Annotated in this window: 14 protein-coding genes; 9 read left to right on the forward strand and 5 right to left on the reverse strand. The window is 40.5% G+C overall.

Annotated elements, in window-relative coordinates; genetic code table 11:
• Positions 1 to 54: 54 nt before the first annotated feature.
• On the reverse strand, positions 55 to 624 hold the full coding sequence (locus E0H87_RS02415) for a nicotinate-nicotinamide nucleotide adenylyltransferase (RefSeq protein WP_131322062.1): 570 nt from the start codon (positions 622 to 624) through the stop codon (positions 55 to 57).
• Positions 625 to 728: 104 nt separating this feature from the next.
• Here E0H87_RS02415 and E0H87_RS02420 point away from each other — a divergent pair, with 104 nt between their 5' ends.
• Positions 729 to 1,529, forward strand: coding sequence for an enoyl-CoA hydratase-related protein (locus E0H87_RS02420; protein WP_131322064.1), 801 nt, complete (start codon positions 729 to 731; stop codon positions 1,527 to 1,529).
• A 114-nt stretch (positions 1,530 to 1,643) separates the two neighbouring features.
• Positions 1,644 to 2,426: a nitroreductase family protein gene (locus E0H87_RS02425; protein WP_131322066.1), complete on the forward strand. Its 783-nt coding sequence runs from the start codon at positions 1,644 to 1,646 to the stop codon at positions 2,424 to 2,426.
• 288 nt (positions 2,427 to 2,714) lie between these two features.
• Here E0H87_RS02425 and E0H87_RS02430 read toward each other — a convergent pair whose 3' ends face one another.
• On the reverse strand, positions 2,715 to 3,026 hold the full coding sequence (locus E0H87_RS02430; protein WP_131322068.1) for an NGG1p interacting factor NIF3: 312 nt from the start codon (positions 3,024 to 3,026) through the stop codon (positions 2,715 to 2,717).
• Between the two features lie 270 nt (positions 3,027 to 3,296).
• On the opposite strand from E0H87_RS02430, the gene E0H87_RS02435 reads away from it, so the two are divergent.
• The 4 genes from E0H87_RS02435 (at position 3,297) to E0H87_RS02450 (ending at position 6,367) form a co-directional block, all read left to right on the forward strand.
• Complete coding sequence (locus tag E0H87_RS02435) at positions 3,297 to 3,641, forward strand: hypothetical protein (RefSeq protein ID WP_131322070.1); 345 nt, start codon at positions 3,297 to 3,299, stop codon at positions 3,639 to 3,641.
• Between the two features lies 1 nt (position 3,642).
• The gene (locus tag E0H87_RS02440; protein WP_131322072.1) at positions 3,643 to 5,433 is read left to right on the forward strand and encodes a PepSY-associated TM helix domain-containing protein; all 1,791 of its coding nucleotides are present in this window, start codon (positions 3,643 to 3,645) and stop codon (positions 5,431 to 5,433) included.
• A complete protein-coding gene (locus tag E0H87_RS02445) occupies positions 5,430 to 5,768 on the forward strand; it encodes a DUF3325 domain-containing protein (RefSeq protein WP_131322074.1) in 339 nt (112 codons plus the stop codon). Before E0H87_RS02440 ends, E0H87_RS02445 begins: the two co-directional genes overlap by 4 nt.
• Positions 5,769 to 5,854: 86 nt before the next feature.
• Positions 5,855 to 6,367, forward strand: coding sequence for a tetratricopeptide repeat protein (locus tag E0H87_RS02450; protein ID WP_131322076.1), 513 nt, complete (start codon positions 5,855 to 5,857; stop codon positions 6,365 to 6,367).
• 61 nt (positions 6,368 to 6,428) lie between these two features.
• Here E0H87_RS02450 and E0H87_RS02455 read toward each other — a convergent pair whose 3' ends face one another.
• The 3 genes from E0H87_RS02455 to E0H87_RS02465 all read right to left on the reverse strand — a co-directional run bounded on the left by E0H87_RS02455 (position 6,429) and on the right by E0H87_RS02465 (position 9,184).
• Positions 6,429 to 7,385, reverse strand: coding sequence for a DUF4424 family protein (locus tag E0H87_RS02455; protein ID WP_131322078.1), 957 nt, complete (start codon positions 7,383 to 7,385; stop codon positions 6,429 to 6,431).
• Between the two features lie 169 nt (positions 7,386 to 7,554).
• Positions 7,555 to 8,094, reverse strand: coding sequence for a cysteine peptidase family C39 domain-containing protein (locus E0H87_RS02460; RefSeq protein WP_131322494.1), 540 nt, complete (start codon positions 8,092 to 8,094; stop codon positions 7,555 to 7,557).
• 52 nt (positions 8,095 to 8,146) lie between these two features.
• The gene (locus E0H87_RS02465) at positions 8,147 to 9,184 is read right to left on the reverse strand and encodes a DUF4917 family protein (protein ID WP_227547295.1); all 1,038 of its coding nucleotides are present in this window, start codon (positions 9,182 to 9,184) and stop codon (positions 8,147 to 8,149) included.
• A 229-nt stretch (positions 9,185 to 9,413) separates the two neighbouring features.
• On the opposite strand from E0H87_RS02465, the gene ahcY reads away from it, so the two are divergent.
• The 3 genes from ahcY (at position 9,414) to E0H87_RS02480 (ending at position 12,595) form a co-directional block, all read left to right on the forward strand.
• On the forward strand, positions 9,414 to 10,796 hold the full coding sequence (ahcY, locus tag E0H87_RS02470; RefSeq protein WP_087526897.1) for an adenosylhomocysteinase: 1,383 nt from the start codon (positions 9,414 to 9,416) through the stop codon (positions 10,794 to 10,796).
• 205 nt (positions 10,797 to 11,001) lie between these two features.
• Positions 11,002 to 11,838: a methylenetetrahydrofolate reductase [NAD(P)H] gene (gene metF / locus E0H87_RS02475; RefSeq protein ID WP_131322080.1), complete on the forward strand. Its 837-nt coding sequence runs from the start codon at positions 11,002 to 11,004 to the stop codon at positions 11,836 to 11,838.
• A 40-nt stretch (positions 11,839 to 11,878) separates the two neighbouring features.
• A complete protein-coding gene (locus E0H87_RS02480) occupies positions 11,879 to 12,595 on the forward strand; it encodes a 16S rRNA (uracil(1498)-N(3))-methyltransferase (RefSeq protein ID WP_131322082.1) in 717 nt (238 codons plus the stop codon).
• Positions 12,596 to 12,649 lie beyond the last annotated feature (54 nt).

Consider the following 12,649-nt stretch of genomic DNA (forward strand, 5'->3'; position numbering starts at 1 on the left):
CTCCAACATGGCATGGCATATCCATTCCCTCAAACGAGGTGATGAATCCATAGTTTACTCAAGATTGGTTTTATCTTGGGTCTGGTATTTGTGTTGTAATTGTTGATAAAGCACGCTTTGCTTGAAGTTTTGTAAAAATGCAATTGTGCCTTGCGGAAAGGTATTTTCCCAAATCTCCCCACGATAATAAGCTTCACGCATGGGTGTCGCAGACATCGCACCTTCTAAACTATCAATTTCAACCATTTCCCATTCTGGAAAAAGTTCTAAATAATAAGAAGATTCATCTTTAAAATGTCCAATCAACCCTACTTTATGTTCAGGCTGTACTACATTTGCAACTAAAGTTTTGACCAAATTGACCCATTTTTTATCATTATAAACATCGATAACATGTACAAAATGAATACGTGCAGCATCTTCCACAGAAAAATTCGACAAAATCATCTGTTCGCGTTCTTGAGCGGTAAATGGGTTTTTAATATTACGTTCCATCTGTGCCGAACCTAATGCCAAAATAACATGGTCACTCAGTTCCAGCGCAATTTGGATGGTTCTCATATGCGCCAAATGAAAGGGCTGAAAACGACCAATAAATACCAGATAATCAAATGTATGTTTCATAGAGAATGAACTTTTTTATGAACTCATCAGTAGCAGCGTTATTGTTTAAGATACGACATAATGACTCATAAAATTTAACTAAATTTTAAAGCAAGGATAGTACGATGACGCTCAGTTGTATTCAACAACCACATGAACATTTAAATGCAAATTTAGACAACGGTATTTTGACGTTAGCCATTAACCGCCCAAAAGCAAAAAATGCCTTGTACGGTGAATTGTATTTATGGATTGCTCAAGCCCTAGATGAAGCGGATCAATCTAAAGATGTACGCGTAGTGATTTTACGGGGTGAAGATGCCGATTTCACTGCGGGAAATGATATGCAAGACTTTATGCAATTCATTCAATCCCCACTACAAGGCAAATCTGGCGATGCACCTCCGTTTGTCGTGTTAAAAGCAGCGGCACGTTTTTCTAAACCTTTAATTGCTGCGGTTCGCGGTGTGGCAATTGGCATTGGCGTGACTATTTTGCTGCATGCCGACCTTGTTTATAGTGACCAAACTGCCTTATTCCAAATTCCATTTGTGAGCCTTGGACTTTCACCAGAAGGTGCAGCAAGCCAATTACTGATTCAACAAGCGGGTTACCACAAAGCGGCTGAATTGTTGTTTACTGCACAGAAATTTAACAGTGAAAAAGCAGTTGCAGCAGGTCTAGTCAACAGCATTGAAGAAGATGTCTATGTAGCAGCACTCAAACAAGCACAAATTTTAGCGGCATTGCCATTGGCATCGTTACGTCAAACCAAAGCGCTCATGAAGCATAACCTAGACAGCATCGTGGACTGTATTGATCATGAGGCTGAAATTTTCATGCAGCGTGTTTCTTCACCAGAAATGGCTGAAGCCGTTGCAGCATTTATGCAAAAACGTAAACCCGATTTTGCTCAATTTAACTAATTGAACGTCAAAAGGGGCATTAAGCCCCTTTTGTTTTAGCTCACCCAAATACAACACCTGTTCAACAGCACCCGATATATTCTAAAACAACAACTTTTAAAATTTATAAATCCCATGACAGACACCAATCAATCGAATTTCATTGCAGATGACTCAGGCAAACCCCGTTACTACGAGCCTGCCCCGCAAGATATTGATGTTGCTAATTTCCGTAAAGTGATTGAAAGCCGTCGTTCAGTACGTAAATTTACTGATCGTACAATTCCTAGCGACGTTTTGGATGCCTGTTTAGATTTAGCACTGCTCGCGCCTAACTCATCTAATTTACAACCGTGGACTTTTTATGTCGTACAAAGTCCAAGCAAAAAAAAACAATTGGTAAAAGCCTGTCTAAACCAATTGGCAGCCAAAACCGCGGCTGAACTGATTGTCTGTATTGCACGTACGGACCGTTTAGATGATATGGCAAAACGCAACATCAGCGAATTTCCATTTCCTGAAACACCACCTGCGGTGCAAAAATATTATCGCGTCATTCCCTACAACTACAAAACAGGCTATTTCAATGCGTTAGGCAACGTCAAAAAAGTCGCGTTTAAGTTGGTACGAACCTTTGATAAGCAATTGCCTGTTACGGCTTTTAACTCTGCCGATGCCAAATTATGGGCAAGCAAAACTACAGCGCTGGCGTGTGAAAATCTAGTTTTGGCTTTGCGTGCCTATGGTTTTGATAGCTGCATGATGGAAGGTTTTGATGAACCAATGGTTCGAAAAATCTTAAAACTGAATGACCAGCAATATCCTGTCATGGTCATTGCAGCAGGCGAACGTGCAAAAGACGGTGTGTTTTTCCCACAATACCGTTTTGATCGTGAGTTATTTATTCAGAAGGTTTAATTTCAAACTCAATTTAATTCATCACCAAAGTTGGATACACGTTCGCGTCATCAGCAACTGTTCGAGGTAAGATCATTATGTTTCGTATAGTTTCTGCGATCCACTAAATCAAATGATCATTTCTGCCGAGTTTTGCTGATGACAATGGTTTTGCCTACTTTTCCCGAAAGAAAAGTAGGTCGAACCTGAACAAGATTGAAATATATTTCAATCGTAGTGCAAGACGAAGTGGGTTAAACCCGAAATTACAACATCAACCTTAAAGACACTGCTAAGCTTTCTTTAATATTAAATATCTAGTATTTGAATAAACTCAAAAGCAGGCTCTTCATAAGGATGGCTTGCTTTGAGTGCCTGAGCCACTGCTTTGGCATGGGTTTCTGGCACAATCGTTTCTACTCGCCATTCAGGCACTTGCTCTAAACTGTCTAACTCACCAATGAATGGATTTGCCCCTTGCACAGGTTTAAACTGTCCTGTCCCCAAAACCTGCCAAGCACAGTGTTCATAATTGCCAATCCCCCCAGCCCCTACTGAAAAAATTGCCTGTTTAGTCGACTCTAGGTGACTCTCTGGAACGTAATAAATTAATTTCAGCATAAGTTTCCTTTTTTCAAATCTATGCATGTGCTTATTGTTGAGTTATTTTTCCTTAAAATACAAGCAACCGCTATTACTTCAAAAATGTATATGAACTTCACTCCAGCAAAGTTGACCGAACATTCAACCATTCTGCTTTAATCCATCGTAAATAAAAAATAGGGATTTCTTCGTTTAACCAACATTTTCAACAAAGTACATTTATTTATTAAATAATAATTGTTATCATTCGTATTAATATTTAAATAACTTATATCTCCCGATAATCTCATGAATAATTCAAGTGTGCCAGACCAGCTGATAGCAGCCCCTATCATCAAAATCAAACCACAATCCGATTCCGCCTTGCTCAAATATCGTGGCATGGTGTTGTATCGTTTTGTTTTGGCAATTTTTGGTGGCTATCTACTTTCTGCCCTAACTGCAATTGTGGTTGCAAAAGCCTTTATAGACTATCGAGCTAGTGCTGCAATCGCCGCAACGCTATTGGCTTTTAGCATTCATTGCGCAGCTTTTATTTGGGTATTTATGGTGCATAAAACGTTAAAAGCCAGCCTTGGCATTTTTATTCCATGCTTTGTTCTTTGGCTAACTTCGCAATTTTTAGGGGCTTGATATGCGTCCAGATGACAAAGTTGAAGGTCCTCGTCAGTCCATGTCCTGGTTACACACGTGGGCAAGTCTGATTTTAGGTTGGTTACTATATGCAATTTTTGTAACAGGCACGCTCAGTTTTTTCCAGAACGAAATTACCATATGGATGAAACCAGAACTACATCAATCCGTCGCCAATAATACCCAAATCCAACAAACTCAAATTGCATTAAATTATCTGCAAAAGAACCATCCTCAGGCAGGCAGTTGGATGATTTCTCTGCCAAATTCTCGTCAAACTACTACTGAAATTATGGTGCGTAAACAAGGCGAAGATCCGCGTGCTCGACGTGGTGGCGAACGTATTAGCCTAGACAGCCAAACGGGAGAAGTTCTACAAGCACGTGATACGCGAGGCGGCAGTTTTCTCTATCGTTTTCATTTTGAACTGTATGGCTTACCACGACTTTGGACACGTTGGTTAGTGGGATTAGCCACCATGCTCATGCTGGTTGCAATTGTGAGTGGCATCATTACTCACAAAAAAATCTTCAAAGACTTTTTTACGTTCCGTTCGGGCAAGGGACAACGTTCTTGGTTAGATGCGCATAATGCAACCGCGGTCTTTGCACTGCCCTTTCATATCATGATCACCTTCAGTGGTTTATTACTGCTCATGTTTATGTTCATGCCTTGGGGAATTAATCAGGTTTATTCAGATCGTCAAGAATTTCTCAGAGATTTACGTCCGCAGACCAATGCTCAGCCATCCAAGCCGCCATCTGAAACACTTAACCCAGAGCATTCCGCACGAAAAGCTGAAATGCCGCAACATGCTCACACTCCATCAGGTTTATCTGAAAATCAGCAGAATATTCAAGTAGGTTCGGGTGAGCACTCTTCTAAACATGGCGAACAAGGTCGTGGAGAGCATGGGCAGCGCGAAAGAAATGAAAGACCAAGTCAAGCCGCCCCACTGACTGATCTCACCCCAATGTTGAACTATGCAGCATCTCAGTGGCAAAACAATCCCATTGGTTCAATTCAAATCATTGCCCCAAATACCACGGCGGCGAATGTCGCAATTAAAGCACTGTATGCAGAAAGTGTCATTGCACGAAATATTATGCCCACATTTACCTTTAATGGAACGGGTATCAACACCACAGCGCAAAATTCACCTTATCGGGCTTCAGCTCCAATGGGGATTTATAATGTCGTGACTGTTTTACATGAAGCACGTGGCTTAGATTTAACCCTGCGTTGGTTATTATTCAGTTCGGGGATTCTGGGCACTTTAATGGTCGCAACAGGATTGATTTTATGGTGTGTCAAACGTGCGCCACAACAACAAAAACAAGGTTACAAATCTTTTGGTTATCGCGTGGTTGAAGTCACCAATATTACGGCAATTATTGGTTTACCTTTGGCTTGTGCAGGTTATTTTTATGCAAACCGATTATTACCAGTACAACTCGAAACACGTTTAGATTGGGAGATTAATGTTTTCTTGATTACGTGGTTATGCTGCCTCATTTATGCCATTTTCCGCACCCATCGTCAGGCTTGGTTGGAATTACTCGGGTTCGCAACCATCATGTTTGCTTTGCTGCCTGTTTTAAATGCACTGACAGGTGGTCATCCGTTATGGCTCAGTATTGCAGAAGGACAATGGATGATTGCCAGCTTCGACCTCATGGCATGGGCTTTGGCATTCCTCTTTGGTATGGCTTATCTTAAAGTCAAAAATCATAAAGGTTTAACTGGCAAAAAAACCAAAGCAGCTCCTCGAACAAAGGAGCTAACACCATGATGTTCTTTTTATTAATTTACTCATTATGTAGTTTAGCCTTTATTGCCTTAGCCAGTTCAATGTCGAAACATCAAAAACAGATTTTTGGCAATCAACTCAATGCCAAACAAACGCGCTACGCCACAATCATAGGATGGCTACTACTCACCTTCAGTCTAGTGATATGTATTCTGTCAGGAAAACTCAGCAATATGCTCAGTTTCTGGGTGGGTGTCCTCAGTTTTGCTGCTTTATTTGTGGGTGTCTCTCTAAGTTATTTTGAGCAGAAAATCAAAACCTTTGCTCTTGCACTGTGTATTATTTGTCTGATGAGTGCAACAATGCTGTGGTTTTAATGCTGCACTCCGCCAAAGCTTTTAGGCTATAATCACTCGGCCAATCTTCAGATTGGCTTTTTTAATTGACTGCCTTTGGAATTTCTATGTCTCAACTTCCTTCTATTTCAGCAGAACTCATTAATCGTGCAATTGCTGGTAATGCAGCAGCACAGTTCGAGGTTGCCACTTTATACATGGAAAGTGAAGATGAACAGCACATTGAACTTGCCGAAGAATGGGCGTTAAAAGCTGCTGCAAATGGTAATGTCGAAGCCATGTACTGGCTCGGTGAAGGCTATACCGTTTATGCAAAAGAACTGCTAGAAGAAGATCCTAAAGAAGCAAAATATTATTTTGAACAAGCCTTCCATTGGCTCAAGCAAGCCAGTAGCGTCAAACATGCAGCTTCTATTTTAGAACTTGCAGGTTTCTACCGTCGTGGCGATGTGGTCGAAAAAGATGTTGTAAAATCTGTCGCCTTGGTACAACAAGCCGCAGAGCTGGGTGACGTACAAGCCATGCGCGACTTGGCTTGTATTTATGCACATGGTTTAGGCGTTGAAATTGACGAAGCCAAAGCAGATGAATGGAACGACAAAGCGCAACAAGCTAGTTAAGCTCGAGTAATAAAAAACAGAAACTCTTTTTGAAACGGGTTTCTGTTTTAATACCTTCTATTTACGAGCGGACATGAACAAAAATAAGGTCTAAATCGCGTTTTGGTAGAAAATTCTTTTTCCTCATTTCAAAACGTGTTGGGCTAATTTTTTTGACTTCTCCATCCCAACAAAATGACACCAACTCCCCCGCATCTCGTTCTACAGTCAGTTTAAAATCTGCTATCGGTTTTGCCCAGTTTGCTCCTGTTGTTAAAATATAACTTAATGCTTGATAGGGCGCGTGCTGAGCCTTGGCTTTGGCAAGTCCCGCTTTAAAGTGCTTATCCATACAGTAAGTTTTTTCATCTTCTTCTGGATACAGTGACACTGAACCGCCGACCAATGGTGCATATTGATGCTGAATACGCGTAGTACTGTTGGCTTTAAAATTTTGCTGCCAACTATAAATAATCTGCGCTTCCCAATAGATTTCATCACCTGCTTGATAAGGTTTTAACAATTGCTGCACTTGAGGCTCTTTACAGGCAAACATCCGAGCACTGTAATCAACGTCTTGCTGCATACTCCACGGATACATCAAATCGTGTTCAGTAAATCCACATTTCTTTAAAGCACTGGTGACATCAACAGGATCGGCTTCCCAATTCACTTCACCTTGCTTGGTCAAAGTTGGTAAAAAAGCGCGTACATGCTGCTGGGGTTGAATGCTCTTGCCATTCGCTTGTATTTTAAAACTTTGCAGCAAATGTTCGGTATGTGCAAAATCGCTTTCACGTGAACTGCCCACACGCGGTAAAGGAAATAACACCGTTTCTTGAATATCTTGATCAGTCAGATTCTTAAATTGATAGTCCACACGAATCTGCTTTTTACTCACAAATAAATCTTCACTGTGCATGGAAATTTTAGGATTTTTCAGATATTGCACACCACCTGTCGCCACAAAGCCCGTGCTGTCATTGGCATTGACCCAACCGCACAGACACAATAGCCCTAAACCATAGCCCCATTTCATCTTATTCGTCCTTCTTCTATTTCTTAATTATTCAATATCTTACAAGTCAACCGATGATTTAAAGTCAGATCAATATGACACTTCAGTCTTGATATTCAACTCTACTCGACAGCATGACTTTATCTATTCTACCTTTTAACAAAATAGATAAAGTCGACGTTCGAATCATTTAGTTCAGCATGGTCGAATGAATTTTTGCGTCATGGTCATCAATGATAATAATCTGTCGGCAAATGCCTTCTGCTTTACGTTGCTGTTCAAATACCAGTGCAGGCATTGGTTCAAAATTATCAAAGAAACAAATTTCCCGATCATCTATTGAATACACCAAAGACTGGTTGCCCACTTCATCTAATGTGTCATAGTACACAATCGCCATTTTGCCATTTTCAATTGCAGCTTGAATTTGGGCGTAGCTCAATGCGGACTCAATCGGGATACGTAAAGCTTTTGCCTCGGCATAGCTTTGTCGTTCGGTACGGTCGATATTCGGGTCAGGGTCGGTATGAAAAGAAACTTTAAATCCAATCTTCTTTAAAGCAACCGCTAGTGCAATGGTAAATGTGCCATCTTGATGATCATGTCGGCACAACTTGATCAACTCATTCATGTCGACATGGGCACCATGATGTTGCAGCAACATCCAAACGGCAAATACACCACAATTCGCTTCTAGATTCAGCAAAGAATCAGGAATCTCTAAAGCCATACGTTCACTCTCAAGATATATTGGGCGGATGATAATGCTTATAGATTTAAACTCAAGGATTATTCCAACAACCTGAGCTTTGACTATCAAAAAATTCCACCTCAACTTGTGGAGCTAGCTTCTTTATTTCAGTATAAATACGATGACACTCTTTTTGATCTTTTGAATACGTCGAAATTGCAACTTTAGCCTTTGATTGATACTTAAAAATTTGCTTAACCAAGTGTGATTCTTGTTGCTCCATTCCCCATCCATAAATCACCAAATTATGATCTTTATCCTTACCGATTAAACTCGGTAAAACTTCATAATAAATTGTACTCAGGTATGGACTTGTCTTGATGGATTCTTGTTTCTTTTCTCCTGTTCCTTCAGCGATAAATAAAGGAATTTTATCATCTGTCCAATATTGAGTGATCATTGGTAATAGTTTTAAATCTTCTGAAGTTTTTAATTTTTTCTCAGCATTAAAAATATCTCTAAAAATCGCTAAATTACCATGTTGGTAAAATGTCAAAGTGATAGATTTTTCTTGTCGATAAGACTGTCTAAATTTTTCCCAATCATGGTCAAATAGACCACCTTTCTTAAAGCAATCTTTAAACACATGTCCATCATCATTGATTGTGGTGTCGTTGCCATACATTCTGATCCAGTACATCAGCAAATCATAATTTAAAGACACAATGGTGCTAAAGCTTTTAGTAAATTTATATAATTGTGGTAATTGATCTTCAATATGCGTTCGAGGACAATGCACTGCTCGTACAACTTTGATCAATGCATTTTTAATATTTTGATACGCCTCATCTGTTTTTTGATCCTTAATTTTCAGTTTTTCATTGACTAATTTCGCATGCCAAACCAATCGAAGAATCAGCTCAAAATCCGAGGTGTTAAACTCTTTAAAAAGCGTCGCAACATCTTCATCAAAAAGTTGCAATTCTTCTGCTTTTTTCTTTAGCGACCTAAAATCAAATTCTTGATGTAAAGCTATACTTGCACCATTACCAATAATTAAACTTGCCCCTAAATAATCATCTTTTATATCGTTCCACTGCTTTACTTCATAAGAAAAGCTTTTGTTCATTTTGTTCACTATTAAAATTTTCTTGTTAGACAGATATTAACCAATTACAGATTGGAACAAAATCAATTTCCAAGTACAATAGCCCGCAGTCGAGGGATGCTGCGACTTTCTTACAGGTACATAAATGTAAGATCGCTAGGCTCGACGATTCGGTTAGACATTCGTGCTAATCAACAACGGCATCCGCGAACATAATGATCAATTTTTATTTTTAATTAAGGAGATCGTAATGAACGCGGTTAATGCTTCATTTACAGATTACAAAGTTGCTGACATCACTCTAGCTGACTACGGTCGTAAAGAAATCAAACTTGCTGAAGCAGAAATGCCGGCATTGATGGGCCTACGTAAACGCTATGCTGCTGCAAAACCACTTGCTGGCGCAAAAATCCTTGGTTGTATCCACATGACCATTCAAACTGCTGTTCTTATTGAAACATTGGTTGAATTGGGCGCGGAAGTTCGTTGGACTTCTTGTAACATCTTCTCTACTCAAGACCATGCTGCTGCAGCAATTGCGGCTTCTGGTGTACCTGTATTTGCTTGGAAAGGCGAAACAGAAGAAGAATACATGTGGTGTTTAGAACAACAAATCAATGTAAATGGCACACCTTGGGATGCCAACATGATTTTGGATGATGGTGGTGATTTAACCCTGCTTGTTCATGAAAAATACCCTGAAGTGATTGCAAAAATCCACGGCGTAACTGAAGAAACGACTACAGGTGTTCAACGTCTGTATGAAATGCTTCGTGACGGTACTTTGAAAGTTCCTGCAATCAACGTAAATGATTCAGTGACTAAGTCTAAAAACGACAACAAATATGGTTGCCGCCACTCACTCAATGATGCCATCAAGCGCGGTACAGATATGCTTTTATCTGGTCGTCGTGCGCTTGTGATTGGTTACGGTGACGTAGGTAAAGGTTCTGCTCAATCACTTCGTCAAGAAGGCATGATTGTACGTGTTACTGAAGTAGATCCAATCTGTGCTATGCAAGCATGCATGGATGGTTATGAAGTTGTATCTCCATACAAAAACGGCGTTCAAACTGGTAAAAAAGAAGATGTAAATGCGGATCTTCTTCAAAATACTGACCTCATCGTAACGACGACTGGTAACTACCACGTTTGTGACGCTGCGATGCTTGACTCATTAAAAGCAGGCGCTGTGGTGTGTAACATTGGTCACTTTGACACTGAAATCGACACCAACTACTTACGTGGTTATAAATGGGTTGAAGTTAAGCCACAAGTACACCAAGTCTATCGTTCAGAAAATGACAGCGATTATTTAATCCTTCTTTCTGAAGGTCGTCTTGTAAACTTGGGGAATGCAACAGGTCACCCATCACGTATTATGGATGGTTCTTTTGCCAACCAAGTCTTAGGTCAAATGCACTTATTCGCTGAAAAATTTGCGGATCTTGCTGAAGATCAAAAGCAAGCTGCTATTCGCGTAGAACTTCTACCTAAGAAATTAGATGAAGAAGTTGCAGCGGCAATGGTTGCTGGTTTTGGTGGTGTCTTGACTCAATTGACTCAAGAACAAGCAGACTACTTAGGTGTAGCGGTTGAAGGTCCATTCAAATCGGACGCTTATAAATACTAAGTTTCAAGCCTCTCCTAACCTCTCTTGCACTGAGCTTTAAAACAGTGCTTAAAGCACGTTCAGGAGAGGGACTTTGATTACAGAATGATGTTAGCAATGAAATCTTGTTATCTCTATTCAATGTAATGCATCTCCTTCTCCCTCTGGGAGAAGGATGGGATGAGGGTAAACACAAAAAATAGCATTTATAAAAAAGGATTTGAACATGTCGAAACACATTCCTATTTCTTTTGAGTTTTTCCCGACCAAAACGGATGCGGGCGCAGAAAAACTGAAAGTCGTACACCAAGAATTACAACTCCTAAACCCTGAGTTCTTCTCCATTACCTATGGTGCAGGCGGTTCAACCCGTGAGCGTACCTTAGCAGCGATTGCAGAGTTTAATGGTAAAGGCACACCTGTTGCCCCTCACCTGTCTTGTATTGGTGATGACAAAGCACGTATTGCTGAATTACTCGATATCTATAAAGATCAAGGCATTGACCGTATTGTGGCTTTGCGTGGGGATTTACCTTCTGGTCAGGTCGGTTTAGGTGAATTGCCTTATGCAACGGATTTGGTTCGCTTTATTCGTGAACATTCAGGTGATCACTTCCATATTGAAGTTGCTGCGTATCCAGAAATGCATCCTCAAGCCGATAGTTTTGACCTAGACATCCAACATTTTTGCGACAAAGCCAATGCAGGTGCTAACGCAGGTTTAACTCAGTTCTTCTTTAATCCAGATGCCTACTTCTATTTTGTCGAGCGCATTCAAAAAGAAGGTGTGAACATTCCTATCGCACCAGGCATTATGCCAATCACCAATGCTAGCAACTTAATTCGCTTTGCGGACGGAACAGGCGCTGAGATTCCGCGTTGGATTCGTAAGCAACTGGCAACCTATGGTGATGATACAGCAAGCATTAAAGCTTTCGGTCATGAAGTGATTGTGAAACTTTGCGAACGCCTGATTGCTGGTGGTGCACCGAGCTTGCATTTTTACACCATGAACACGACTGATCCAACACGTCAGCTTGTACTAGACCTCGGTTTAGCATAAGTATTTAAACACGATTCACCCTATTTGAGAGTAAAACCGAATGCCTCGTTTTTTTATGGAAGCAGAACTCAATGTTGATCACACTGTCGAACTGACTGAAACGGTGTTTCACCACTGGGTAAAAGTTTTACGTGCTCAAGTCGGTGAAACAGCGACTTTGTTTAATGGACAAGGCGGCGAATATGAAGTGACCTTAAGTGACGTTGCCAAAAAGTCAGCATCGGTTCAGGTCACTGCTTTTAACCCAACCAATCGTACTCCAGCTATTCGCACTTTACTTGGTCAAGTCATGAGTAAAGGGGACCGTATGGATTATGCCATTCAAAAAGCCGTTGAACTGGGTGTATCTGAAATTCAATTGTTGACCTCAGAACGTTGTGAAATGCGTTTAAAATACGACCGCGACCAAAAGAAGTTGGATCATTGGCAAAGCATTGCGATTGCTGCCTGCGAACAATGTGGCATGAACCTTGTGCCAAAAATCCTTGCACCCCTTAGTTTAGAGAAATGGCTTGCGTCTGAACTACCAGAGACTAAACTTGTGCTCGCACCTAATAAGGATGAAACAAATCCTTTAAACAATGCCAAATCAAATATTGTACTGCTGATTGGACCTGAAGGAGGTTTAAGCGAGATAGAAATTCAAGCTGCGAATGATGTAGGGTTTGTTAACTGGTGCATCGGCGAGCGCGTATTACGTACCGAAACTGCCCCTGTGGTGGCATTGTCCATCTTAAATTACAATGTTAGACCATAGTTTTTCCAAAAAGATAAAAATACGGATGGATAAGATTGATATTTATGAATAACC

Source organism: Acinetobacter sp. ANC 4178 (assembly GCF_004331175.1).
GTDB lineage: Bacteria > Pseudomonadota > Gammaproteobacteria > Pseudomonadales > Moraxellaceae > Acinetobacter.

Coding starts and splice junctions, on each gene's coding strand:
- E0H87_RS02415 (WP_131322062.1), bottom strand. CDS start 624: ATGAAACATACATTTGATTATCTGGTATTTATTGGTCGTTTTCAGCCC.
- E0H87_RS02420 (WP_131322064.1), top strand. CDS start 729: ATGACGCTCAGTTGTATTCAACAACCACATGAACATTTAAATGCAAAT.
- E0H87_RS02425 (WP_131322066.1), top strand. CDS start 1,644: ATGACAGACACCAATCAATCGAATTTCATTGCAGATGACTCAGGCAAA.
- E0H87_RS02430 (WP_131322068.1), bottom strand. CDS start 3,026: ATGCTGAAATTAATTTATTACGTTCCAGAGAGTCACCTAGAGTCGACT.
- E0H87_RS02435 (WP_131322070.1), top strand. CDS start 3,297: ATGAATAATTCAAGTGTGCCAGACCAGCTGATAGCAGCCCCTATCATC.
- E0H87_RS02440 (WP_131322072.1), top strand. CDS start 3,643: ATGCGTCCAGATGACAAAGTTGAAGGTCCTCGTCAGTCCATGTCCTGG.
- E0H87_RS02445 (WP_131322074.1), top strand. CDS start 5,430: ATGATGTTCTTTTTATTAATTTACTCATTATGTAGTTTAGCCTTTATT.
- E0H87_RS02450 (WP_131322076.1), top strand. CDS start 5,855: ATGTCTCAACTTCCTTCTATTTCAGCAGAACTCATTAATCGTGCAATT.
- E0H87_RS02455 (WP_131322078.1), bottom strand. CDS start 7,385: ATGAAATGGGGCTATGGTTTAGGGCTATTGTGTCTGTGCGGTTGGGTC.
- E0H87_RS02460 (WP_131322494.1), bottom strand. CDS start 8,094: ATGGCTTTAGAGATTCCTGATTCTTTGCTGAATCTAGAAGCGAATTGT.
- E0H87_RS02465 (WP_227547295.1), bottom strand. CDS start 9,184: ATGAACAAAAGCTTTTCTTATGAAGTAAAGCAGTGGAACGATATAAAA.
- ahcY (WP_087526897.1), top strand. CDS start 9,414: ATGAACGCGGTTAATGCTTCATTTACAGATTACAAAGTTGCTGACATC.
- metF (WP_131322080.1), top strand. CDS start 11,002: ATGTCGAAACACATTCCTATTTCTTTTGAGTTTTTCCCGACCAAAACG.
- E0H87_RS02480 (WP_131322082.1), top strand. CDS start 11,879: ATGCCTCGTTTTTTTATGGAAGCAGAACTCAATGTTGATCACACTGTC.